General features: G+C 72.0%; 20 protein-coding genes. 17 read left to right on the forward strand and 3 right to left on the reverse strand.

The window, feature by feature from the left end; genetic code table 11:
- Nucleotides 1–162: 162 nt before the first annotated feature.
- Entirely contained in the window at nucleotides 163–2,685 is a 2,523-nt protein-coding gene (gene glgP / locus R0146_RS11955) for an alpha-glucan family phosphorylase (RefSeq protein ID WP_317689964.1), read from the forward strand.
- A 172-nt stretch (nucleotides 2,686–2,857) separates the two neighbouring features.
- On the opposite strand, the gene glgX is transcribed toward glgP, so the two are convergent.
- On the reverse strand, nucleotides 2,858–5,107 hold the full coding sequence (glgX, locus tag R0146_RS11960) for a glycogen debranching protein GlgX (RefSeq protein WP_317689967.1): 2,250 nt from the start codon (nucleotides 5,105–5,107) through the stop codon (nucleotides 2,858–2,860).
- Between the two features lie 331 nt (nucleotides 5,108–5,438).
- On the opposite strand from glgX, the gene R0146_RS11965 reads away from it, so the two are divergent.
- The 6 genes from R0146_RS11965 to R0146_RS11990 all read left to right on the forward strand — a co-directional run bounded on the left by R0146_RS11965 (nucleotide 5,439) and on the right by R0146_RS11990 (nucleotide 12,606).
- Nucleotides 5,439–6,572 carry a cysteine desulfurase family protein gene (locus R0146_RS11965; protein WP_411567149.1) on the forward strand — a complete coding sequence of 378 codons (1,134 nt, stop codon included), beginning with the start codon at nucleotides 5,439–5,441 and terminating at the stop codon, nucleotides 6,570–6,572.
- 46 nt (nucleotides 6,573–6,618) lie between these two features.
- Nucleotides 6,619–7,698, forward strand: a complete 1,080-nt coding sequence (gene mnmA, locus R0146_RS11970; protein WP_317689970.1) for a tRNA 2-thiouridine(34) synthase MnmA — start codon at nucleotides 6,619–6,621, stop codon at nucleotides 7,696–7,698.
- A gap of 13 nt (nucleotides 7,699–7,711) precedes the next feature.
- The gene (locus R0146_RS11975; RefSeq protein ID WP_317689972.1) at nucleotides 7,712–8,725 is read left to right on the forward strand and encodes a uroporphyrinogen decarboxylase/cobalamine-independent methonine synthase family protein; all 1,014 of its coding nucleotides are present in this window, start codon (nucleotides 7,712–7,714) and stop codon (nucleotides 8,723–8,725) included.
- A gap of 13 nt (nucleotides 8,726–8,738) precedes the next feature.
- Entirely contained in the window at nucleotides 8,739–10,907 is a 2,169-nt protein-coding gene (ligA, locus tag R0146_RS11980) for an NAD-dependent DNA ligase LigA (protein WP_317689974.1), read from the forward strand.
- A 104-nt stretch (nucleotides 10,908–11,011) separates the two neighbouring features.
- Nucleotides 11,012–12,340: an HNH endonuclease signature motif containing protein gene (locus R0146_RS11985; RefSeq protein WP_317689976.1), complete on the forward strand. Its 1,329-nt coding sequence runs from the start codon at nucleotides 11,012–11,014 to the stop codon at nucleotides 12,338–12,340.
- A 44-nt stretch (nucleotides 12,341–12,384) separates the two neighbouring features.
- Nucleotides 12,385–12,606: a hypothetical protein gene (locus R0146_RS11990; protein ID WP_317689978.1), complete on the forward strand. Its 222-nt coding sequence runs from the start codon at nucleotides 12,385–12,387 to the stop codon at nucleotides 12,604–12,606.
- 59 nt (nucleotides 12,607–12,665) lie between these two features.
- On the opposite strand, the gene R0146_RS11995 is transcribed toward R0146_RS11990, so the two are convergent.
- Entirely contained in the window at nucleotides 12,666–13,283 is a 618-nt protein-coding gene (locus R0146_RS11995) for a hypothetical protein (protein ID WP_317689980.1), read from the reverse strand.
- 3 nt (nucleotides 13,284–13,286) lie between these two features.
- Entirely contained in the window at nucleotides 13,287–13,889 is a 603-nt protein-coding gene (locus R0146_RS12000; protein WP_317689983.1) for an ACT domain-containing protein, read from the reverse strand.
- A 191-nt stretch (nucleotides 13,890–14,080) separates the two neighbouring features.
- Here R0146_RS12000 and gatC point away from each other — a divergent pair, with 191 nt between their 5' ends.
- The 10 genes from gatC (at nucleotide 14,081) to trpA (ending at nucleotide 23,298) form a co-directional block, all read left to right on the forward strand.
- Nucleotides 14,081–14,407, forward strand: a complete 327-nt coding sequence (gatC, locus tag R0146_RS12005) for an Asp-tRNA(Asn)/Glu-tRNA(Gln) amidotransferase subunit GatC (protein WP_411567150.1) — start codon at nucleotides 14,081–14,083, stop codon at nucleotides 14,405–14,407.
- A gap of 2 nt (nucleotides 14,408–14,409) precedes the next feature.
- Nucleotides 14,410–15,939: an Asp-tRNA(Asn)/Glu-tRNA(Gln) amidotransferase subunit GatA gene (gene gatA / locus R0146_RS12010; protein WP_317689989.1), complete on the forward strand. Its 1,530-nt coding sequence runs from the start codon at nucleotides 14,410–14,412 to the stop codon at nucleotides 15,937–15,939.
- Nucleotides 15,936–17,432: an Asp-tRNA(Asn)/Glu-tRNA(Gln) amidotransferase subunit GatB gene (gene gatB, locus R0146_RS12015; RefSeq protein WP_317689991.1), complete on the forward strand. Its 1,497-nt coding sequence runs from the start codon at nucleotides 15,936–15,938 to the stop codon at nucleotides 17,430–17,432. The genes gatA and gatB overlap by 4 nt, the downstream gene beginning before the upstream one ends.
- Nucleotides 17,433–17,435: 3 nt before the next feature.
- A complete protein-coding gene (hisI, locus tag R0146_RS12020) occupies nucleotides 17,436–17,825 on the forward strand; it encodes a phosphoribosyl-AMP cyclohydrolase (protein WP_317689994.1) in 390 nt (129 codons plus the stop codon).
- On the forward strand, nucleotides 17,818–19,335 hold the full coding sequence (locus R0146_RS12025) for an anthranilate synthase component I (RefSeq protein ID WP_317689996.1): 1,518 nt from the start codon (nucleotides 17,818–17,820) through the stop codon (nucleotides 19,333–19,335). Before hisI ends, R0146_RS12025 begins: the two co-directional genes overlap by 8 nt.
- On the forward strand, nucleotides 19,332–19,943 hold the full coding sequence (locus tag R0146_RS12030) for a Trp biosynthesis-associated membrane protein (RefSeq protein WP_317689998.1): 612 nt from the start codon (nucleotides 19,332–19,334) through the stop codon (nucleotides 19,941–19,943). Before R0146_RS12025 ends, R0146_RS12030 begins: the two co-directional genes overlap by 4 nt.
- A complete protein-coding gene (locus R0146_RS12035) occupies nucleotides 19,940–20,164 on the forward strand; it encodes a hypothetical protein (RefSeq protein ID WP_317690000.1) in 225 nt (74 codons plus the stop codon). The genes R0146_RS12030 and R0146_RS12035 overlap by 4 nt, the downstream gene beginning before the upstream one ends.
- 156 nt (nucleotides 20,165–20,320) lie before the next feature.
- On the forward strand, nucleotides 20,321–21,106 hold the full coding sequence (gene trpC / locus R0146_RS12040) for an indole-3-glycerol phosphate synthase TrpC (protein ID WP_317690003.1): 786 nt from the start codon (nucleotides 20,321–20,323) through the stop codon (nucleotides 21,104–21,106).
- A 76-nt stretch (nucleotides 21,107–21,182) separates the two neighbouring features.
- Nucleotides 21,183–22,466 (forward strand): tryptophan synthase subunit beta, encoded by a 1,284-nt coding sequence (gene trpB / locus R0146_RS12045; protein ID WP_317692404.1) that lies wholly within the window; start codon nucleotides 21,183–21,185, stop codon nucleotides 22,464–22,466.
- A 1-nt stretch (nucleotide 22,467) separates the two neighbouring features.
- Nucleotides 22,468–23,298: a tryptophan synthase subunit alpha gene (gene trpA / locus R0146_RS12050; protein WP_317690006.1), complete on the forward strand. Its 831-nt coding sequence runs from the start codon at nucleotides 22,468–22,470 to the stop codon at nucleotides 23,296–23,298.
- The last annotated feature ends 41 nt before the right edge of the window (nucleotides 23,299–23,339 follow it).

Consider the following 23,339-nt stretch of genomic DNA (forward strand, 5'->3'; position numbering starts at 1 on the left):
GGCCGCCGGCACAGGCACAACCTGCAGGACGTCATCGGGTCGTCGTCAGGATGCCCCTCGGCCGGGTCCTCGTTGTGGTCAGCAACACAGGACTCGATCCGCGGGTGTAGCGTCGGTAGGGTTTGCGCCGTGCGAGCTATTCGACGTTTCATCGTTCATCCCGTGCTTCCCGAGCCGCTGAAGCCGCTCGAGGACCTGGCCCGGAACCTCTGCTGGTACTGGAACGAGCCGACCAAGGAACTCTTCCGAGCGATGGATCCCGCGCTCTGGGAGGCCACCGGCCAGGACCCGCGCAAGCTCCTCTCCCGGATCGACGCGAGGCGCCTCACTGCGCTCGCGGCGGACGCTCGGTTCACCCGCAAGGTCGAACAGGCCCGGCGCGACCTCGAGGACTACCTCACCGGGGACCGTTGGTACCAGCGGTTCGCCGCGGAGAACGAGGGCGCCCCGGAGCGGATCGCCTACTTCTCGGCCGAGTTCGGCGTCGCCGAGGTGTTGCCCCAGTACTCCGGCGGTCTCGGCATCCTGGCCGGTGACCACCTGAAGGCGGCCTCGGACTCCGGCATCCCGATCATCGGCGTCGGCCTGTTCTACCAGCACGGCTACTTCCGGCAGTCGCTGGACGCCCAGGGCTGGCAGCAGGAGCGCTACCCGATGCTCGCCCCGCTCGACCTCCCGCTCACGCTGCTGCGCGACGCGGACGACCAGCCGGTGACCGTCGAGGTCCCGCTGCGCCAGGAGACCTACCGGGCCCAGATCTGGGTCGCGAACGTCGGCCGGGTGCCGCTGCTGCTGCTCGACTCGATCGTCGACGGCAACTCGGACGCCGCCAAGGCCGTCACCGACCGCCTCTACGGCGGCGGGGTCGACCATCGGCTGGCCCAGGAGGTGCTGCTGGGCATCGGCGGCGTCCGGGCGTTGCGCGCGTACTGCCGGATCACCGGGGAGCCGAGCCCGACCGTCTACCACGCGAACGAGGGCCACGCCGGCTTCCTCGGCCTGGAGCGGATCCGCGAGTACATGAACGACGGCATCGACGTCGACACCGCCGTCGAGCGCACCCGGGCCGGCTCGCTGTTCACCACCCACACCCCGGTCCCCGCCGGGATCGACCGGTTCCCGCGTGACCTGGTCGCCGACCAGTTCCGCAACTTCGGCCCGCTGCCGCTGGACCGCATCATGGCGTTCGGCACCGAGGACTATGTCGGGGGTGACCGCGGCGTGTTCAACATGGCCGTGCTCGGCTTCCGGCTCGGACAGCGCGCCAACGGCGTGTCCGAGCTGCACGGTGAGGTCTCCCGGCAGATGTTCCAGGGGCTGTGGCCGTCCTTCGACGTCTCGGAGGTGCCGATCGGCTCGGTCACGAACGGCGTCCACCACCGGACCTGGATCCACCCCGATCTGCTCGAGCTGCTGGCCACCCCCACCTCGGACAGCGACACGGTGATCGACGGGTACGACTGGTCCGGCCTGGACCGCGTCGACGACACCACCATCTGGTCCCTCAAGCAGCGGATGCGTGGTGGCCTGGTCCGGATGGCCCGGGAGCGGCTCGCCGCGTCACTGAAGGCGCGCGGGCTGTCCGGCAACTCCGAGTGGGTCGAGCGGGCCCTGGACCCGAACATCCTGACCTTCGGCTTCGCCCGGCGTGCCGCGTCGTACAAGCGGCTGACACTGATGCTGCGCGATCCGGAGCGGCTGAAGCGCCTGCTCAACGACCCGGAACGGCCGATCCAGATCGTCATCGCCGGCAAGGCCCACCCGGCCGACAACATCGGCAAAGGCCTGATCCAGGAGATGGTCCGCTTCGCCGACGCCGCCGACGTCCGCGAGCGACTGGTCTTCCTGCCCGACTACGACATGTCGCTGGCCCGGCCGCTCTATCCGGGCTGTGACGTGTGGATCAACAACCCGCTGCGACCGCAGGAGGCCTGTGGCACGTCCGGGATGAAGGCCGCGATGAACGGCGCCGCCAACCTGTCGGTCCGTGACGGCTGGTGGGACGAGTGGTACGACCCGAAGTTCGGCTGGGAGATCCCCTCGGTGGAGAACGTCGCCAGCGCCGACCAGCGCGACGCCCAGGAGGCGGCGGCGCTCTACGACATCATCGAGAACGAGATCGTCCCGCGGTTCTACACCCGCGACGCCAACGGCCTGCCGACGGCGTGGATCGCCATGATCCGCGACATCATGTCCGGCCTGACGCCGAAGATCCTCGCCTCCCGGATGGTCCGCGAGTACACCGAGACGATGTACCTGCCCACCGCCCGATCCTCGGCGAAGATGACCGAGGCCGGCGCCGCCGCCGAGACCGCCGCGTGGAAGCAGCGGATCCGCACCGCGTGGCCGCAGGTCAACGTCTCCCGGGTCGAGGGCCTGGACGCCGGGTCGCGCGCGTTGGGCTCCGAGCTGAGCCTGAACGCCGTCGTACGCCTCGGTGAACTGACCCCCGACGACGTCGAGGTGCAGATGGTGCTGGGCATGGTGGACGACGACGACGAACTGCACGAGATCGTCATCCATCCGGCGCTCGCCGGGGACCGGGTCGACGGTGGGGTGCGCTACTCCGCGGTGATCCCGCTGGAATCGGCCGGCTCGGTCGGCGTCACCTGTCGGGTCGTCCCCAAGCGGGACGGTCTGGCCACCATCGCCGAGATGGGCCTGGCGACGGTGTCGACGGACTGAGGGGTCGACGGACTGAGGGGTCGACGGACTGATCTGGACTGATCCGGACTGATCCGACGAGGAGTGGCCGGTGCCCGAGGGGGCACCGGCCACTTCGCGTGTCAGGTCAGCGGGTCGGTCGGTCGACTCGTCGGCTCGGCGAGCGGCGGACCGTCAGGAGCCCGGCCAGGGTTCAGACCCCGACGCCGAGTGCCTCCGCGCCGGAGGGCGCGGGATCGACCGGGTCGTCGGCGCTGTCGTCACCCACGGCGGGCCCGTCGGTGCCAGGTCCACCGGCCGCGGTCGGGGTGCTGGCCGCCCCTGCAGGCGTCGTGACGGACGCCGGCCGGTCGGGCAGTTCGACCTGGAGGACCACCACCGTGCGGGCCGGGATCCGCAGCCGGGTGTCGGCGGGCAGCCGCCCGTCGGGCAGCTCGTCGGGCAGCCCGGTGTGGGCCACCACCTGGTAGCCCAGCGCCCAGGGACCACCCGGCAGCGGCACGTCCTCCGGCTCCTCGCCGCCGTGGATCCAGACCAGGAAACCCTCCTGGAGGTCGGAGACGTACATCCCGAGGGTGCGGCGGCTGCCGTCGCGCCAGTCCTCGTCGTCCATCTCGACGTCCTCGCCGTCGAACCAGGCGAGGTTCTTGCGGCCGAGCTCGGCGCCGGTCGCGTCCACCACGAACTCGCCGTTGCGCCAGTCCTGCGGGCGCAACACCGGGTGCGCGGCGCGCAGCCCGGTGAACGTACGCGTCACGTCGAGCACGTCGCCCCAGCTCTCGGCGGTGTCCCAGTGCACCCAGGAGATGGGGGAGTCCTGGCAGTAGGCGTTGTTGTTTCCCAGTTGGGTCCGGCCGATCTCGTCGCCGGCGGTGATCATCGGCACCCCGGTGGCGATCAGCAGGTTCGCCATCATGTTGCGCACCTGGCGGTGGCGCAGCGCGACGATCTCCGGATCGTCGGTCTCGCCCTCCACGCCGCAGTTCCACGACCGGTTGTCGTCGGAGCCGTCCCGGTTGGCCTCGCCGTTGGCGTTGTTGTGCTTGACGTCGTACGTCACCAGGTCGCGCAGCGTGAAGCCGTCGTGGGCGGTGACGAAGTTGACCGAGGCCTCCGGCCGGCGTCCGGAGTGCTGGAAGAGTTCACCGGAGCCGGACAGTCGGGTGGCGAGTTCCTGCACCCCGTGCACCGCGTTGCGCCAGAAGTCGCGGGTGTGGCCGCGGAAGCGGTCGTTCCACTCGCTCCAGCCCGGCCCCCAGGCGCCGACCTGGTAGCCGTACGGGCCCATGTCCCACGGTTCGGCGATCATCTTGATGTCGCGCAGCACCGGGTCGGCGGCGACCAGCTTCTTGAACGGGTGGTCCTGAGCGACGTAGTGCTTCTCGTTGCGGATCAGCTCGGTGGCCAGGTCGAAGCGGAAGCCGTCGACGCCCATCTCGGTCACCCAGTAGCGCAGCGAGTCCATGATCATCTGCAGCACGCCGGGCTGGGAGGTGTCGACGGAGTTGCCGCAGCCGGTGACGTCGTAGTCGTTGTGCAGGTCGGAGGTCAGCCGGTAGTAGGCGCCGTGGTCGAGGCCTCGCCAGGCCAGCGTCGGGCCCTCGTGCCCGCCCTCGCCGGTGTGGTTGTAGACCACGTCGAGGATGACCTCGATGCCGGCCTCGTGCAGCGCACTGACCATCGCCTTGAACTCCGCGACCTGCTCGCCACGGGTGCCGACCGAGGCGTACGCCGCATGCGGGGCGAAGTAGCCCAGGGTGTTGTAGCCCCAGTAGTTGGACAGCCCCCGGCCGACGATGAACGGCTCGGAGACGAAGTGGTGGACCGGGAGCAGCTCGATCGCCGTCACGCCGATGTCGACCAGGTGCTGGATCACCGCCGGGTAGGCGATGCCGCCGTACGTGCCACGCAGGTGCTCGGGGACCGCCGGATGCAGGTGGGTGAGGCCCTTGACGTGAGCCTCGTAGATCACCGACTCCGTCATCATCCGCCGCCGGGCGACCGGGGTGGGCGGCGGGGTGTCGGCCACCACGACGCTGAGCGGCACCGAGGCGAAGGAGTCCATCGGATCGGGTAGGTAGTCCGACTCCGCGGTGTGGTCGAGGATCGGCCCCGAGTAGTCGACGCCGCCGGTGATCGCCCGGGCGTACGGGTCGAGCAGCAGCTTGGCCGGGTTGAACCGCTCGCCGGTCTTCGGTGACCAGTCGCCGTGCACCCGGTAGCCGTACTGCTGGCCGGCGACCACGCCGGGGACGAAGACGGTCCACACGCCGTCCTCGTTCCTGTCCATGTCGTGGTTCTGCTGGGAGCGGTCGGCAGCTACGAGCGCCAGTTCGACCCGGGTGGCGCGGGGCGCCCACAGGCTGAAACGGGCACCGCCGGCGAGCAGACGTGCGCCGAGCACGCTGGAGTCGATCGGGGCGGTGAGTGTGACGCCACTCATGGAAGACGTCCTCCTGGTCGGGTGGGGGCGGTCCGTCGGGCCGGTGGCCCGCCGGGGTCCGTCCCGCCGGGGCTGGGTCCCGGGGCGTACGTCGGCCCGGTAGGCTGCTGCGTCGCCGTCTGTCCTGACAGTCGGACTGCGGGACCTTCCCCTCGGGGTCACCACGGACCGGGTCCGGACAAACGCCAGGCAAGGATACCGTACAGAGGTGATTCCTGGGATCCGTAGCGAGCAGCGGCGTGCCGATTCCGAGCGCCAGGTCGGTCGCGAGCGCCGTGTTTACCTTGATCATGCCGCCACCAGTCCGCTCACCCCGGGCGCCGCGCGGGCGATGGCCGCGCAGCTGGACCTGGTCGGCAATGCGTCCAGCCTGCACACCAGCGGCCGGGCCGCCCGCCGGGTGCTGGAGGACGCCCGGGAGGAACTCGCCGCGGCCGTCGGCGCCCACCCGTCGGAGGTGGTCTTCACCTCCGGCGGCACCGAGGCCGACAACCTGGCCGTGCACGGCTCCTGGATCGCTCGCCGGACGGCCGGTCCCGGCGAGGTGGCGGGCCGTCCCCGGGTGGTGGTCAGCGCGATCGAGCACCATGCGCTGCATGACCTGGTGCCGGCCCTGGAGCGCGACGGCGCGGAGGTCGTCCGGCTGCCGGTCCGCCCCGACGGAGTGGTGGATCCCGACGCGATCCGGGCCGCCCTGGCCGGGCAGCCGGGCCGGGCCACCGCGGTCGGCTCGCTGATGGGGGTGAACAACGAGACCGGCGCCGCGCAGCCGGTCGACGTGCTCGCCGAGGCGTGTCGTACGGCCGGTGCCTGGTCGCACTCGGACGCGGTGCAGGCCTTCGGTCACGTCCCGTTCGATTTCGCCGCCAGCGGTCTCGATCTGGCGTCACTCTCGGCACACAAGGTGGGCGGGCCGGTGGGGATCGGCGCGCTGCTGGTCCGCCGTGGCGTGTCGCCGGCGCCGATCGTCTTCGGCGGCGGGCAGGAGCGCGGCGTACGCTCCGGCACCCTGGCCCCGGTGCTGGCGGTCGGCTTCGCGGCCGCCGCCTCCGAGGCCGCTGCCGAGCTGTCCGCCCGGGCCGCCCGCTGGGGCCGGCTGCGCGCCCGACTGCTGGCCGGTCTGGCCGGTCTGCCCCGGGTCCGGCCGCTGCTGCCGCCGGCGGCCAGCCCGGCCATCCTCACCGTCGCCTTCGAGGGCTGCGAGGCCGACGACCTGCTCCTGCTGCTGGATGCTGCGGGCATCGACGCCTCGGTCGGGTCGGCCTGCAGCGCCGGGGTGAGCGACACCAGCCACGTGCTGCTGGCGATGGGGATGCCCACGGCGGCCGCCCGGTCCTGCCTGCGGTTCTCCTTCGGCGCGACCAGCGGCGAGGGCGACGTGGACGCGCTGCTGGCGGCCCTGCCCGACGCCCTGGCCAAGGCCCGCCGGGCGCTGGGTGGGGGAGCTACCATCGACGCGCACTGATGGTGGGATCACGGATCCGACGGGACCGGACGGGAGGAGCACGGCGATGAAGGTGCTGGCGGCGATGTCGGGAGGTGTCGACTCGGCGGTGGCGGCGGCGCGGATGGTCGATGCGGGCCACGACGTCACCGGCGTCCACCTGGCCCTGTCCCGCAATCCGCAGTCCTTCCGCAGCGGTGCGCGTGGATGCTGCTCGCTGGAGGACGCGCACGACGCCCGCCGGGCGGCCGATCTGCTGGGGATCCCGTTCTATGTGTGGGACCTGTCGGCGGAGTTCCGGGCCGACGTGGTCGAGGACTTCCTCGCCGAGTACCGCGCCGGGCGGACGCCCAATCCGTGTCTGCGCTGCAACGAGTCGATCAAGTTCGCCGCCGTGCTGGCCCGCGGACTGGCCCTCGGCTTCGACGCGGTCGTCACCGGCCACTACGCCCGGCTGCTCGACGGGCCGGACGGCCCCACGCTGCACCGGGCGGTCGACCCGACCAAGGACCAGTCGTACGTCCTCGGTGTGCTGGACGCCGCCCAACTCGCCCACTCGCTGTTCCCGCTCGGCGACTCGTACAAGACCGACGTGAGGGCGGAGGCGGCCGAGCGGGGGCTGGCGGTCGCCCGCAAGCCTGATTCGCACGACATCTGCTTCATCCCCGACGGGGACACCGGCGCCTTTCTCGACCGCGAGCTGGGCACCGCCGAGGGGGACATCGTCGACCAGGACGGCACCGTCGTCGGCCACCACCACGGCGCGCACCGGTTCACCGTCGGTCAGCGCCGCGGCCTGCACCTGGGGATGCCTGCCGATGACGGGCGGCCACGCTACGTCCTCGACATCAGCCCGGTGGACAACCGGGTCGTCGTCGGGCCGCACGAGGCACTGGCCGTCGACACCATCACCGCGATCCGGCCCAGCTGGGCCGGTCCGGCCCGGCTCGGCGACTGGACTGGCCGGGCCCAGGTGCGGGCCCACGGCGACCAGTTGGCGTGCACGGTGTCGGCGGAGCCGACCGGGGTCGTGGTGACCCTCGACGAGGCGGCGTACGGCATCGCCCCCGGCCAGGCCGTGGTGCTCTACGACGGTGACCGGGTGGTCGGCGCGGCCACCATCGACGCCGCCGGCCGGCGGGGCTGAGGGTGGACGGACGATGAGCGTCACGCACAGCGGGGTCGGGTCGTGGCCGGGGCAGGACGTCGCGGCCGCCGTACGCCTCACCCTCGGTGAGCTGCCCGACGGGGCGTATCTGCCCGAGCTCCCCGGCCGCGGCCCGGGCAGCGACATGATCGGGCGGGCGCTCGGCGCGCTCGGGGCGCTGGACGGGGTGGGGGCGGACCTGCAACCGAGCGGCTGGCGGCTGACCGAGGGGACCTCGCTGCTGCAGCGGCGGGCGTACGCCACGTTGCGTGACGACCTCGACCTGCTCGAGGAGCAGGCCCAGGGCTTCGCGGGGCCACTGCGGGTCCCCCTCACCGGACCGCTGACGTTGGCGGGGAGCGTGGAGCTGCCCCGCGGCGGCGCGGCGCTCGGCGACTCCGGCGCCACCCGCGATCTGCGCGACGCGCTGGCCGAGGCCTCGGCCCGCCTGGTCGGCGAGGTCGCCCGACGGGTGCCCGGCGCGCAGGTCGGCCTGCAGTGGGACGAACCGCTGCTCGGGGCGATCCGGGCGGGGACCGTACGGACGGCGTCCGGACTGCGCCGACTGCCGGCCTGGGGCAGCCAGGAGGTGATCGGGCACCTCCGCCCACTGGTGGAGCAGGTGGTGGCGGCCGGCGTCGACCCGGCGCGCACCCTGGTGCACTCCTGCGCCCGGTCGATCGGGATCAGCGACCTCGTCGCGGCCGGGGTCGGCGGCGTCGGGCTGGACGTCGACATGCTGGGCACGGCGGACCTGGACGCGATCGCCGGCCTGCTGGAGGTCGGCAGGGTGCTGCATCTCGGGGTGGCCCCCAGCGCCGTCGCCGACGTGCTGCCGACCGTGGACGCATTGGCCCGGCGGGCCCTGCGGGTGCTGCGGCCGCTGGAGCTCGGGCCGGTGATCGCCGATCGTGTGGTGCTGACCCCGGCCTGCGGGCTCGCCGGCTGGACCGTACGTCCGGCGACCGCACTGCTGCGCCGACTCGGCTCGGCGGCGGCGATCGTCGACGAGGAACTGGCCCGCTGACTACATTGGGGCGGTGACCGAACAGCGCCCCGACCCCGCAGCCACCGCCGACGAGGACGCCCGGGAGCGTCATGAGGTCCTCGCCGGCGAGATCGTCGACCATCGTCACCGCTACTACGTGCTGGACGCGCCGACCATCTCGGACGGCGAATTCGACGCGTTGCTGCGTGAGCTCGAGGCGTTGGAGGAGCGCTATCCGGAGTTGCGGACCCCGGACTCGCCGACCCAGCAGGTGGGGGTGGCCCCGTCGGTGGCCTTCGCGCCGGTGGTGCACCTGCAGCCGATGACCAGCCTGGACAACGTCTTCAGCCAGGAGGAGCTGTTCGCCTGGGTGGACCGTACGATCGACCGGCTGGGGGAGCGGCCCGGGGCCGGGGCCTTCGTCTGCGAACTGAAGATCGACGGCCTGGCGGTCGATCTGGTCTATGAGAACGGTGCGCTGGTCCGCGCCGCCACCCGCGGTGACGGGAAGGTCGGCGAGGACGTCACGGCCAACGTCCGGCGGATCGAGGCGATCCCGCAGACCCTGGCCAGCCGCGACGGGCACCCGGTGCCGGCACTGCTGGAGATCCGCGGCGAGGTCTACCTCTCGCTGGAGCAGTTCCGGCGGATCAATGAGGAACTGGTCGAGGCCGGCCGGGCGCCGTTCGCCAACCCGCGCAACAGTGCGGCCGGGTCGCTGCGGCAGAAGGACCCGAACGTCACCGCGTCGCGCCGGCTCGGCTTCACCGCCCACGGCTGGGGCGCCACCTCCGACGAGCCGGGCACCCGGCTGGAGCTGGCCCGGCAGTCGCACGCGTACGAGGTGCTCGCCGACTTCGGCCTGCCGGTCAGTCAGTACTCCCGGGTGGTCGACACCACCGAGGAGATCTGGGCGTTCGTCGAGGAGGTGGCGGCGCGTCGCCACGACTTCGTCCACGAGATCGACGGTGCGGTGGTGAAGATCGACGAGCGGGGCTTGCAGGACCGGCTCGGCTTCACCTCGCGTGCCCCGCGGTGGGCGATCGCGTACAAGTACCCGCCGGAGGAGGTCACCACGACGTTGCTCGACATCCGGGTCAACGTCGGGCGGACCGGGCGGGTCACTCCGTACGCGGTGATGGAGCCGGTGCTGGTCGCGGGTTCGACCGTGGCGCAGGCGACCCTGCACAACGCCACCGAGGTGGTCCGCAAGGGCGTGCTGATCGGCGACACCGTGGTGCTGCGCAAGGCCGGCGACGTGATCCCCGAGGTGCTCGGACCGGTCGTCGAGCTGCGCGACGGCACCGAACGGGCGTTCGTGATGCCGACGCACTGTCCCGAGTGTGGCACCGCACTGGCGTACGAGAAGGACGGCGACGCCGACATCCGCTGTCCCAACCAGCGGTCCTGCCCGGCCCAGCTGCGCGAGCGGCTGTTCCACCTGGCCTCCCGCGACGCGCTGGACATCGAGGTGCTGGGCTGGCAGGGCGCCGACGCCCTGCTGGCCGCCGGGCTGCTCACCGACGAGGGGGACCTGTTCGATCTGACCGCCGAGGATCTGGCCGGCACGGCGTTCTTCACCCGTGCCAGCAGGGCCAAGGAACGGGCCGCCGGGGCCGGTGCCCGGGTGTTGTCGGCCAACGGTGAGAAGCTGCTGGCGAATCTCGAGGCGGCGAAGACCCGGCCCTGGGCGAAGTACCTGGTGGCGCTGTCGATCCGGCACGTCGCCAAGGGGAACGCGCCGGACATCGCCGCCGCCTTCCCGACCGTGGAGGCGCTGCGCGACGCCAGCGAGGAGGACCTGGCGGCCGTCGAGGGCGTCGGTCCGTCGATCGCGGCGGCGATCCGGGACTGGTTCGCCACCGATTGGCGGGCCGACATCATCCGCAAGTGGCAGGCCGCCGGCTGCGTGTTGGGGACGTACGGTGCCCCCGTGGCCGCCGCCGAGCCGGAGATGGCGCAGACCCTGGCCGGGTTGACCGTCGTGGTGACCGGCACGATGCCCGGTTACAGCCGCGACGGCGCGCAGGAAGCCATCGTCGCCCGGGGCGCGAAGGCCGCCGGGTCGGTGTCGAAGAAGACCGACTTCGTGGTGGTCGGTGAGGGCGCGGGCTCGAAGGCGGAGAAGGCTCGTACGCTCGGGCGGCCGATCATCGCGGCTGAGGACTTCCAGCGGTTCCTGGACGAGGGGCCGGACGGGGTGACGCACCCCGCCGAATAGGGCGGCGGCGGAGCGTTGCGGTCGGGAGGCTGGCCGGAGTCCACGAATAAGTAATCGTACGTGTGTCCGAGGAATTGTCTGACCCTTGCTTTAGCGTGGGGGTCATGGATGAGGAGTGTGTGCCGGCGTTGCCGGGTCTGGCGGATTGGCTGGGGTTGTGCCGTCCGCCGGTGGCGTTGCCTGTCGCTGACGGTGCGGACCTGGTCCGTGACGGGGTCATGGTCGTCCTCGCCGATGGTGAGGGGGATCCGGTGGCGGTGACCGCCGGGTACGGTCTGCCGGAGGATCCCGCGGATCATGTCGGCCAGTTGGCCGAGGTGGAGGCGTTGATCCGGTTCGGGGAGATCCGCAAACTCGCCTTGATTGCGGATCTGGTCGAGGCGGCCGGGCCGGTCGACCGGGAACAGGTGGTGGCGTTGGGTGGGGAGGGGACCCCGGTGGTGCCGGAGTTCCTGCATCTGGAGGTCGGTGGGGCGTTGGGATTGGCGCCGGACCGGGCCCGGTTGGTGATCTCCGACGCGTTGGATCTGAAGTGGCGTCATCCTCGGTTGTGGAATCAGATGGTCCACGGTCACATTCCGGTGTGGCGGGCGGTGCAGGTCGCTCGCCGGTGTCACCGGCTGCCGTCGCGAGTGACGATCTGGATCGATGATCGGATCGGTGAGGTGGTGCCTGGGCTGTCCTGGGCCCGGGCTCAACGCCTGCTGGAGGGGGAGATCGCCGCTGCTGACCCCGCCACGGCAGACCGGGAGGAACAGGCTCGTCATCGGCGTCGGCTGGGTGTCTATCCCCGTCCGGGGACGGGCGGGGCTTGTGACGTGTTCGGTGTGCTGGATGCCGCCGATGCGGTCCAGCTCGACCGGACTCTGGCGGTGATGGCGGCCCAGCTCGCTCGGGCTGGGGACGGTGATGATGTGGACACTCGCCGCGCCCGCGCCCTGGGGATCCTCGCCCGTGGCGGCCGTCCTGATCAGACGCCGGTGGTGCATCTGTATGTGCACACGACTCCGGACGCCGACCTGGCCCGGGTGGAGGGCCACGGCCCGCTCGGCCGGACCGCTCTCGCCGGGCTGCTCACCCACAGCAGAGTGCGGCTGACCCGGGTGATCGACCACGCCCACAGTGTTCCGGTGGATGCGTACGAGGTGCCCGAGCGGATGCGCGAACAGTTGACACTGGCTCAGCCGGTCGAGGTCGTCCCGTACGGCACGATTACCGCGCGTCGGGCCGATATGGACCACACCGTCCCGTGGGGGCGCGGCGGGCCTACCTCACCGGCGAACCTGGGCCCGCTCGGCCGGACCGCGCACCGGGCAAGAACCCACGGCGGGTACCGGCTGAGTCAGCCTCGACCCGGTGAGTGGCACTGGCACACGCCTCGTGGGCAACACTTCATCGTCACCAACCACGGCACCACCCGCATACGCCAATGAACCGCCACCACGAATGAGCTGGCGGAGCGCCATAAGCTGAAGGGGTGGCGCGACGCATCTTCTCCGACCCCGACCTGCACGGCGACGTCCCTGATCGGGTGCGCCCGCGGCTCGGGGAGTGGGGTCCTGCCCTGGTGCCGACGACCCGCCGCAAGAGTCGTCAGCGGGTCCTCGTGGTGGTCGGGTTCACCGTGGCCACGGTCGTGATCGTGGTGGTGTGGTGGTTGTTCTACTGGATGATGACCGGCAAGGGCGCGTTGATCTGACCCGACCGACGAGCAGCCTGCCCAGCACGGCCTGCCCAGCACCGCCTACCCAGCACCGTCTACCCCAGCAGGCCGGCCAGGCCGCTGCCACCCCAGGCCAGCAGGGCGAACCGCAGCCCGCGGCCCAGTGACATCACCAGGCCGAAGCTCCACCCCGGGATCGGTGAGGCCCCCGCGACCAGCACCACCGGGTAGAGCGGCGGGAAGCCGACCACGGCTGCGGCGAAGACCAGCGGCAGCCCGGCGCGGGTGTCACCGACCAGCCGCAGCGACACCCGTACGGTGCGCGACCACCAGCGGCGGATCGGTCCCAGATCCGCCTCGTGACGGACCGGGGTGGCTCCGCCGCCGGCCGTCCCACCCGGACCGTCCACAGCCGGAGCATCAGCAGCGAGCATCGCGCCGTCGCCCGTCGCCCCCTTGGGTCGCCGCGGGTGGAAGAACGGCAGGTCCTTGCCGCGGCGCACCCCCCAGAACATCGCCATCTTGCCGATGCCCTGGCCGAGCGTCAGTCCGAGGATCGAGGCGACCGAGCCGGCCGGATGCAGGGCACCCGCGGCGACCGCGTACGCCTCGGCGTTGGCCACCGGCACGACGGCGCCCACCAGCCCGTACACCAGCGCCGCCAGGAAGCCGGTGAACCAGCCCGCCCCGTACGGCAGCGGCAGCTCCGGCACGGATCAGTCGGCCAGGGCCGAGAGGTGGCGCAGCCGTGCGATCTCGGAGGGCAGCCAGACCGGCCCGCCGGTCCGACCGACCAGGATGGCGCGGTCGGTGCCGATCGGCGCCCAGGCCAGGGCCGTGTCGCTCCAGGCCGGCACCCACCCGGCCGACATCTCCGCCGACCCGGCCTTCGTGAGGTCGCCGACCCGTCCCAGCACGTCGGCGTCCAGGTCGGGCGCCATCGGCGTGGCGTACGTGACGGCGGCGTCCGCCTCCCGCTCGACCAGCACGCTCCACTGGCAGTGGAAGACGGCGGGGGCGCTGTCGACCAGCACCTCGGCGGCGTGCTCGGGATCGCGCGTCATCTGCTCCAGCGTCTCCAGGTCGCTCTGCAGGGTGCCGCCGTCGTAGTGCCGCGAGATCCACAGCACCTCGACCCCGGTGATCTCCTGGCAGGCGCTGACCACGGTGTCGGGCAGCACGCCGGTCGGGATCTCCAGCATGAAGTCGTCGATGCCGTGGCCGTCACGGCTCTCCACGATCTCGATCGCCTTGATGTCGCAGCCGACGAGGCCGACGGCGGAGGCGACGGCGCCGAGGGCACCGGGTCGGTCGGGCATGGACACTCGCATCAGGAACACAGCAGCATTCTCCCCTCCGGACCGCCTGCCGCGGCAAACCGGAGGACTTCGGCGACAAAGGTGTCACACAGTGTTCACATCGCCGATGCCACCGACGTCCCCGCGATGGTCCCGGCACGGTCGCCCGGCGGGCGGTGTCGGTGGTCGGCTCTAGGATGAGCGGTGCGGACATGAGATCCCCGGACCCAAGGAGTAGCACCGTGGCGTTGAGCCAAGACGAGGTCGCGAAGCTGGCACAGCTGGCCCGCATCGACCTCTCCCCGGAGGAGCTGGCCCATCTGGCCCCCCAGCTGGACGTGATCCTCGAGGCGGTCGCCCGGGTGACCGACGTGGCCACCGATGACGTCGCGCCCACCTCCCACCCGGTCCCGATGACGAATGTCTTCCGGGCCGACGAGGTGCACGACTCGCTGCCTGTGGAGGAGGTCCTGGCGATGGCGCCGGACCGGGAGGACGACCGTTTCCGGGTCCCGCGGATCCTGGGAGAGGAGCAGTGAGCATGGACGCCAGCACGCTGATCACGGCGAGCGCGACCGACCTGGCCGCAGCGATCGCCGGCGGGGAGGTCTCCAGCGTCGAGGTCACCCGCACCCACCTGGACCGGATCGCCGCCGTCGACGGGGTGGTGCACGCCTTCCTCAGCGTCGATGAGGAGGGTGCCCTCGCCCAGGCCGCGGCCGTCGACGCCCGGATCGCCGCCGGAGAGCAGGTCGGCCCGCTTGCCGGTGTGCCGCTCGCCCTGAAGGACGTCCTCGCCCAGAAGGGCATCCCGACGACCGCCGGGTCGAAGATCCTCGAGGGCTGGCGCCCGCCGTACCACGCCACGGTGACCCAGCGTCTGCTGGACGCCGGCATCGTCATCCTCGGCAAGACCAACCTGGACGAGTTCGCGATGGGCTCCTCCACGGAGAACTCGGCGTACGGGCCGACGAACAACCCGTGGGACCTCACCCGGGTGCCGGGCGGTTCGGGGGGCGGCTCGGCCGCGGCGCTGGCGGCGTTCGAGGCGCCGCTGGCGATCGGCACCGACACCGGCGGCTCGATCCGCCAGCCGGCCGCCTTCACCGGCACCGTCGGGGTGAAGCCGACCTACGGCGGCACCTCCCGCTACGGTCAGATCGCGCTGGCCTCCAGTCTCGACCAGCCCGGCCCGTGCGGTCGTACGGTCCTCGACACAGCGCTGCTGCACGAGGTGATCGCCGGCCACGATCCGAAGGACCAGACCTCGCTGGACGCCCCGGTGCCGCCGGTGGTGGCAGCCGCCCGGGCGGGCGACGTGAAGGGCCTGCGGATCGGTGTGGTGAAGGAGTTGGGCGGCGAGGGCTACGCGCCCGAGGTCGAGGCAAACTTCCGCGCCACCGTGGACCTGCTGTCCGGCCTGGGCGCCGAGATCGTCGAGGTGTCCTGCCCACACTTCGAGTACGCCCTCGCGGCCTACTACCTCATCCTGCCGAGCGAGGCCTCCTCCAACCTGGCCCGCTTCGACGCGATGCGCTACGGCCTGCGGCTCGGGGACGACGGCACCCGCTCCACCGAGCAGGTGATGGCGCTGTCGCGCGAGGCCGGGTTCGGCGCCGAGGTGAAGCGGCGGATCATCCTCGGCACGTACGCCCTGTCGGCCGGCTATCGCGACGCCTTCTACGGCTCCGCGCAGAAGGTCCGCACCCTGGTCCAGCAGGACTTCACCGCCGCGTTTGCCCGGGCGGACGTCCTCGTCTCGCCGACCACGCCGACCGCGGCCTTCCGGTTGGGGGAGCGGGTCGACGATCCGATGGCGATGTACCTCAACGACTTGTGCACCATCCCGACGAACCTGGCCGGCAACGCCGCCGGGTCGTTCCCCACCGGGCTGACCACCGACGGCCTGCCGATCGGCTTCCATGTGATGGCGCCCCACCAGGCCGACGACCGGCTCTACCGGGTCGGCGCCGCGCTGGAACGTACGCTGACCGACCGCTGGGGCGGTTCGCTGCTCGACCGTGTCCCGGTGCTCGCCCCGACCGCAACGACGACGGAGGTCACCCGATGAGCGAGCCGATCCTGTCCTACGACGACGCCCTCGAGGCGTACGAGCCGGCGATCGGCCTGGAGGTCCACGTCGAGCTCAACACCGCGTCGAAGATGTTCTGCGGTTGCTCCACCGCGTTCGGCGCCGCGCCGAACACCCACACCTGCCCGGTCTGCCTCGGCCTGCCGGGCTCGATGCCGGCGATCAACGCCAAGGCGGTCGAGTCGGCCATCCGGATGGGCCTGGCGCTGAACTGCTCGATCGCCGAGTGGTGTCGGATGTCGCGGAAGAACTACTTCTACCCCGACATGCCGAAGGACTACCAGACCAGCCAGTACGACGAGCCGATCGCATACGACGGTTACCTGGACGTCGAGCTGTCCGACGGCGAGGTGTTCCGGGTCGAGATCGAGCGGGCCCACATGGAGGAGGACGCCGGCAAGCTGACCCACCTGGGTGGCGACACCGGCCGGCTGCACGGTGCCGACTACTCACTGCTCGACTACAACCGGGCCGGGGTGCCGCTGATCGAGATCGTCACCCGGCCGATCACCGGCGCCGGGGCCCGGGCCCCGGAGGTCGCCCGCCGCTACGTGGAGACGATCCGGGACCTGATGCGGGCGCTCGGCGTCTCGGACGTCCGGATGAACGAGGGCTCGTTGCGCTGTGACGCCAACGTCTCGCTGCGCCCCTGGGGCCGGCAGACGCTCGGCACCCGCACCGAGACCAAGAACATCAACTCCTTCCGGTCCATCGAGGGCGCGGTGGCGTACGAGATCCAGCGGCAGGCCGCAGTGCTGCAGGACGGCGGCACCGTCGAGCAGTGCACCCGCAACTGGCTGGAGCACCTCGGCGAGACCTCCTTCGGTCGGTCCAAGGAGGAGGCGGAGGACTACCGTTACTTCCCCGAGCCCGACCTGGTGCCGATCGCACCGAGCCGGGAGTGGGTCGAGGAACTGCGGGCCACCCTGCCGGAGCACCCCACCAAGCGGCGCAACCGACTGCAGGCCGACTGGGGCTTCAGCGACCTGGAGATGCGCGACGTGGTCAACGCCGACGCGCTCGACCTGGTCGAGGCGACGGTGACTGCCGGCGCACCCGCCCAGGCCGCCCGCAAGTGGTGGACCACCGAGTTGGCCCGGCGAGCCAACGAGGCCGGCGTGACGCTCGACGAGGTCGGCGTCTCCCCGGCCCAGGTCGCCGCGGTCCAGGCGTTGGTCGACGCCGGCACCATCAACGACAAGCTGGCTCGCCAGGTGTACGACGGCGTGCTGGCCGGCGAAGGGGAGCCGGCCGAGGTGGTGGCCGCCCGTGGCCTGGCGGTCGTCTCGGACGACGGGGCGCTCGGTGCAGCGGTCGACAAGGCCATTGCCGCGAACCCGGACGTCGCCGACAAGATCCGTGGTGGCCGGGTGCAGGCGGCCGGCGCGCTGATCGGCGCAGTGATGAAGGAGATGCGTGGCCAGGCCGACGCGGCCAAGGTGCGCGAGATCATCCTCGAACGGTTGGGCTGAACCATGGCGACCGATCCCATCCTCCCCGCGGAGGTCGCGGCACTGCTCACCCGCACTCCAGACGGCCTCGTCCCGGCGATCGCCCAGGACGCGACCGACGGCCGGGTGCTGATGATGGCCTGGATGAACGACGAGGCGCTCGCCCTCACCCTGACCACCGGACGCGCTACGTACTGGTCGCGTAGCCGGCGCACGCTGTGGGTCAAGGGGGAGGAGAGCGGCCACCGGCAGTGGGTGCGCCGGGTGGAGCTCGACTGCGACGGCGACACCTTGCTGTTGCAGGTCGAGCAGGAGGGCGCGGCCTGCCACCTCGGCACCCGGTCCTGTTTCGACACCCATCTCCTCGACGCCCGCGTCATCGACCTGCACGGCCCCGGGGACTCCGATGAGTGAGCTGCCGATCAGTCCGAGCCCCGAAGGTTTCCGCGAGCAGGCCCGGACCAGCCGGGTCATCCCGGTGTGGACGAAGGTGCTCGCCGACACCGAGACCCCGGTCGGTCTCTACGCCGCGCTGGCCCGCGACGAGCCGCACACGTTCCTCTTCGAGTCCGCCGAGGATGGCGTCTTCTCCCGCTGGTCGATCATCGGGGTCCGTAGCGGCGCGACGCTGACCGAACGCGACGGCCGTGCGGTCTGGACCGGCCGGCCGCCGGTCGGCCTGCCGACCGAGGGCGAGCCGCTGGAGGTGCTGCGGGAGTCCCTCCGGGTGCTGCGCACCGGCCGGCCCGAGGGGCTGCCGCCGTTCGTCAACGGCTTCGTCGGCTACCTCGGCTACGACATCGTGCGCCGCCTGGAGCTGCTGCCCGACGAGAACGTCGACGACCTGCAGGTGCCCGAACTGGTGATGATGCTGGCCACCGATCTGGCGGTGCTCGACCACCGCACCGGCGAACTGTGGTTGATCGCCAACGCGATCAACCACGACGCGACCGACGAGCGGGTCGACGAGGCGTACGCCGACGCGGTGGCGCGGGTGCGGGCGATGGCCGGTCGGCTGGCCGAGCCCGCGCAGCCGCTGGTCCGGGCGGTGGACGACTCGGTCAGCGCACCCGAGGTGATCGAGCAGCGTACGCCGGAGCAGTTCGAGGCGGCGGTCGAGGCAGCCGTCGAGGAGATCCGGGCCGGCGAGGTCTTCCAGGTGGTGGTCTCGCAGCGCTTCGACATCTGCACCCAGGCCGACCCACTGGACGTCTACCGGGTGCTGCGCCGGATCAACCCCAGCCCCTACCTCTACCTGCTACGGCTGGACGGCTTCGACATCGTCGGGTCCAGCCCGGAGGCGCTGGTCACCGTCACCGATCGGGAGGCGGTCACCCACCCGATCGCCGGCACCCGGCCCCGGGGGCGCACGCCCGCCGAGGACGTCGCCCTGGAACAGGAGCTGCTGGCCGACGAGAAGGAACGTGCCGAGCACGTCATGCTGGTCGACCTGGGCCGCAACGACCTGGGCCGGGTGAGCGTGCCGGGCACCGTCACGGTGATCGAGTTCATGAAGGTCCGCCGCTACTCGCACGTGATGCACCTGGAGGCCGGCGTCACCGGGCGGCTGCGCGACGATGTCGACGCGGTCCAGGCGGTGCTGTCCTGCTTTCCGGCCGGGACACTGTCCGGGGCGCCGAAGGTGCGGGCGATGGAGATCATCGACGACCTGGAGGTGAGCCGGCGCGGGGTGTACGGCGGGGTGGTCGGCTACTTCGACTTCGCCGGCAACGCGGACGTGGCGATCGCGATCCGTACGGCCCTGATGAAGGACGGCACGGCGTACGTGCAGTCCGGTGCGGGGATCGTCGCCGACTCGGTCCCGGCCAACGAAAACCAGGAGTGCCGCAACAAGGCGATGGCCGTGGTCCGGGCGATCGCCACCGCCGATGCCTGGCGCGGACTGGGCGGGGCCCCGGCATGACCGCCCGCTGGCGGACCGTGGCGTACGGTGCCCTGCTGGTCGGCACCGTCGGTGCGTTCGCGACCGGCGCCCAGGCGTGGTGGCAGGCGGCGGCCGGCGGCAGCACCGCCCCGCTGACCGGCACCGTCTCCAGTGGCAGTCTCAGCCAGGCGCTGGCCGTGGTCACCGTCGCGGGTCTGCTGCTCTCCCTCACCCTCGCCGCCCGCGGCCGGCAGATCCTCGGCGCCGTGCTGTTGCTGGCCGGCGCGGGGATGGTCGCGGTGGGCGTCGCTCGGCCCCGGCCGGCCGCGGACGTGGTCGCCGAGGCACTGCGTACGGTCACCCTCTCGGTGGAGTACACCCTGACCGGCACCGCGTGGCCCTGGATCTATGCCGCCTCCGGGCTGCTGGTCGCCCTCGGCGGCGCCCTGCTGACCGTGCTCGCCCCGCGCTGGGAGACCCGCCGCTCCCGCTTCGAGCGGGGTGCCGGGCCGGTCGACCTCGACGATGCGACCGCCGTGTGGAAAGCACTGGACGCAGGCGTCGACCCGACCTCCGGTTCTGCGCTACCCTCGGCGGAGCAGGAAGCGCCCCACGAAGCGTCACCGGACAGGGAGAATCAAGGATGAGTCACAGCGCGATCGGGCACGCCCCCGAGGAGAAGTACCACCACGGCAAGTCGCCGGCCTCGTACGCGTTCTCCATCATCTTCATGGTCGCCGTCGTCGTGGCCGTGGTCGGCATGGTGCCGGCCCCGAACCTGACCCTGCTGATCATCGCCGGCGTCATCGCGCTGGCCGCCTGGATCACCTGGGCCGCGCTGCGCGGGATGGGGCGCGACAACGTCTAGGACGCACTGAGCCGAGATCCATGGGCGCCCGGGCCGTCGGTCCGCGGCGCCCATCGATGTTTCGCGGCCATCAGCCCGGCGCCCACGGCTGTTCCACTGCTCGGGACGTCAGGGCCGGTGGGGTAGAACTGACAGGTGAACGGAAGGGAGAGCCGCATGGGTGTGCTCGACGAGCTGAACCAGGGGGCCCGCTCCGACATGGAGGAGCGCCGGGCGCTCACCACGCAGGACGAGCTGGTGCGTCGGATCGAGGCGCTGCCGCCGACCCGGGACCCGCTGCCCGCCTTCCGCGCGCCCGGGATCGCGGTGATCGCCGAAGTCAAGCGGTCCAGCCCGTCGGCCGGTGCGCTGGCGGAGATCGCCGATCCGGCGGCCCTCGCCGAGGCGTACGCCCGGGGTGGCGCGGACGCCATCTCGGTGCTCACCGAGCGGCATCGCTTCGGCGGCACCCTGGACGACCTCGTCGCCGTCCGGGCCCGGGTCGACATCCCGGTGCTCCGCAAGGACTTCATCGTCGACGCCTACCAGCTCTACGAGGCACGGGCCGCCGGGGCGGACCTTGCCCTGCTGATCGTCGCCTCGCTCACCGACACCGAGCTGGCCGCCCTGCACGCCACCGCCCTCGACCTGGGGCTCACCCCGCTGGTCGAGGCGCACACCGCCGACGAGGTCCGCCGCGCCGTCGACCTCGGCGCGGTGCTGATCGGCATCAACAACCGCAACCTGAAGACCCTCGAGGTGGACACCGCGACCTTCGGCCGGCTCGCCCCGCTGGTCCCGGCCGGCATCGTCCGGGTCGCCGAGTCGGGCGTCCGCACCCCAACCGACGTCCGGGCCTTCGCCGAGGCCGGCGCCGACGTCGCACTGATCGGTCAGGCCCTCGTCACCGGCGGCGACCCGGTCGCCGGGGTCCGCGCCATGAAGGAGGCCCACCGTGGCTGACACTGCGTCCACCGAGACCGTACGCACCGAGACCGTACGCAATCTTGCCGGGCAGCGGCCCTGGGACGGCCGCCCGATGCCGGACGCCCGCGGCCACTTCGACCGACTGGGCGGCAAGTTCGTTCCCGAGGCGCTGTACGCCGCCCTCGCCGAGCTCGAGGAGGCGTACGAGGACGCGCTGCGCGACTCCGACTTCGCCGCCGAACTGGAGGACCTGCGGGTCAACTACGCCGGCCGTCCCACCCCGCTGACCGAGGCGAAGCAGTTCTCCCGGCACTGCGGCAACGCCCGGATCGTGTTCAAGCGCGAGGACCTCAACCACACCGGCTCGCACAAGATCAACAACGTCCTCGGCCAGGCGCTGCTGACCCGGCGGATGGGCAAGAAGCGGGTGATCGCCGAGACCGGCGCCGGCCAGCACGGTGTCGCCACCGCCACCGCGGCCGCCCTGATGGGGCTGGAGTGCCGGATCTACATGGGCAAGGTCGACACCGACCGGCAGGCCCTCAACGTCGCCCGGATGCAGTTGCTCGGCGCCGAGGTGATCGCCGTCGAGTCCGGCTCGGCGACGCTGAAGGACGCGATGAACGAGGCGATGCGCGAGTGGGTCGCCACCGTCGACCACACCCACTACCTGATCGGCACCGTCGCCGGTCCGCACCCGTTCCCGAAGATCGTCCGCGAGTTCCAGCGGGTCATCTCGACCGAGGCCCGCGGCCAGTTCCTGGCGACGTACGGCCGACTACCGGACGCCGTCTGTGCATGCGTCGGCGGAGGCTCGAACGCGCTCGGCTCCTTCGCCGACTTCATCCCGGACGGCTCGGTCGCCCTGTACGGCTTCGAGGCCGGTGGCGACGGGGTGGAGACCGGCCGGCACGCCGCCTCGATCACCGGCGGGTCGGTCGGCGTGCTGCACGGCACCCGGACCTACCTGCTCCAGGACGAGGACGGCCAGACCCAGGAGTCCCACTCCATCTCGGCCGGACTCGACTACCCCGGCGTCGGCCCGGAGCACTCCTACTTGCACGACCAGGGCCGGGCGACGTACGAGCCGGTCACCGACACCGAGGCGATGGAGGCCTTCCGGCTGCTCACTCGGACCGAGGGCCTGATGCCGGCGATCGAGTCGGCGCACGCCGTGGCCGGCGCGATGCGGCTCGGCCGACGGCTCGCCGAGACCGACCCCGACGCCCGACCGCTGATCATGGTCACCCTCTCCGGCCGCGGGGACAAGGACGTCCGGACCGCCACCCGGTGGTTCGGGCTGACCGGCCAGGTCGATGCGACCCAGGGCGGCGACCCGGTGGAGCTGCCCGAGGACGTCGCCGCCCACGCCGACCCGCGCCCCGAGGAGATGTGAGATGACCGCACCCGGCAACTGCACCCCGGCCTTCGACCGCGCCGCAGCCGAGCGCCGCGCCGTGTTCATCGGCTACCTGCCGGTCGGCTACCCGACCGTCCCGGGATCCCTCGACGCGATGCGTGCCCTGGTCGACCCCGGCGACGGGCCGGGCGCCGACATCGTCGAGATCGGCATCCCGTACTCCGACCCGATGATGGACGGGGTGACCATCCAGCGCGCCGCCACCCGCGCGCTGGAGCGGGGGGTCCGGGTCCGCGACGTGCTCGCGGCGACCGAGGCGGTCGCCGCCGCCGGCGCGATCCCGTGCGTGATGTCCTACTGGAACCTGATCGAACAGTACGGCTGCGACGCGTTCGCCCGTGACTTCCGCAACGCCGGCGGCGCCGGGGTGATCACCCCCGACCTGACGCCCGACGAGTCCGACGACTGGATCCCGGCCACCGACGCCCACGGCGTCGACCGGATCTACCTGGTCGCCCCGTCCTCCACCGACGAGCGGATCCGGCTGACCGCCGACGCGGCCCGCGGCTGGCTCTACGCCACGGCGGTGATGGGCGTCACCGGCGCCCGGGACACCACCTCGGACGCCGGCCGGGTGCTCACCGAGCGGGTCCGGGCGCTCAGCCCGGACACCCGGGTCGGGATCGGCCTGGGCGTCTCGAACGGTGCGCAGGCGGCGGAGATCGGGGCGTACGCCGACGCCGTCATCGTCGGTTCGGCGCTGGTGCGTACGCTGCTGGACGCCGACGACGCGGGTCGTCCGGATGACCTCACCGCTCTGCGCGCGCTGACCGCCGACCTGGCCGGCGGGGTCCGCACCGCCCGCTGAGGGCCGCCTCGCGGCGCACTGGCTAGAGTGTCCGTGGCCCC

Source organism: Raineyella sp. LH-20, from assembly GCF_033110965.1.
In the GTDB taxonomy this organism is placed as follows: Bacteria; Actinomycetota; Actinomycetes; order Propionibacteriales; family Propionibacteriaceae; genus Raineyella.

Excerpts from the sequence above, each read along its gene's own strand:
- glgX (WP_317689967.1), bottom strand. The coding sequence starts at position 5,107 with ATGAGTGGCGTCACACTCACCGCCCCGATCGACTCCAGCGTGCTCGGC.
- R0146_RS11965 (WP_411567149.1), top strand. The coding sequence starts at position 5,439 with ATGGCCGCGCAGCTGGACCTGGTCGGCAATGCGTCCAGCCTGCACACC.
- mnmA (WP_317689970.1), top strand. The coding sequence starts at position 6,619 with ATGAAGGTGCTGGCGGCGATGTCGGGAGGTGTCGACTCGGCGGTGGCG.
- R0146_RS11975 (WP_317689972.1), top strand. The coding sequence starts at position 7,712 with ATGAGCGTCACGCACAGCGGGGTCGGGTCGTGGCCGGGGCAGGACGTC.
- R0146_RS11985 (WP_317689976.1), top strand. The coding sequence starts at position 11,012 with ATGGATGAGGAGTGTGTGCCGGCGTTGCCGGGTCTGGCGGATTGGCTG.
- R0146_RS12000 (WP_317689983.1), bottom strand. The coding sequence starts at position 13,889 with ATGCCCGACCGACCCGGTGCCCTCGGCGCCGTCGCCTCCGCCGTCGGC.
- gatC (WP_411567150.1), top strand. The coding sequence starts at position 14,081 with ATGAGATCCCCGGACCCAAGGAGTAGCACCGTGGCGTTGAGCCAAGAC.
- gatA (WP_317689989.1), top strand. The coding sequence starts at position 14,410 with ATGGACGCCAGCACGCTGATCACGGCGAGCGCGACCGACCTGGCCGCA.
- gatB (WP_317689991.1), top strand. The coding sequence starts at position 15,936 with ATGAGCGAGCCGATCCTGTCCTACGACGACGCCCTCGAGGCGTACGAG.
- hisI (WP_317689994.1), top strand. The coding sequence starts at position 17,436 with ATGGCGACCGATCCCATCCTCCCCGCGGAGGTCGCGGCACTGCTCACC.
- R0146_RS12025 (WP_317689996.1), top strand. The coding sequence starts at position 17,818 with ATGAGTGAGCTGCCGATCAGTCCGAGCCCCGAAGGTTTCCGCGAGCAG.
- R0146_RS12030 (WP_317689998.1), top strand. The coding sequence starts at position 19,332 with ATGACCGCCCGCTGGCGGACCGTGGCGTACGGTGCCCTGCTGGTCGGC.
- R0146_RS12035 (WP_317690000.1), top strand. The coding sequence starts at position 19,940 with ATGAGTCACAGCGCGATCGGGCACGCCCCCGAGGAGAAGTACCACCAC.
- trpC (WP_317690003.1), top strand. The coding sequence starts at position 20,321 with ATGGGTGTGCTCGACGAGCTGAACCAGGGGGCCCGCTCCGACATGGAG.
- trpB (WP_317692404.1), top strand. The coding sequence starts at position 21,183 with ATGCCGGACGCCCGCGGCCACTTCGACCGACTGGGCGGCAAGTTCGTT.
- trpA (WP_317690006.1), top strand. The coding sequence starts at position 22,468 with ATGACCGCACCCGGCAACTGCACCCCGGCCTTCGACCGCGCCGCAGCC.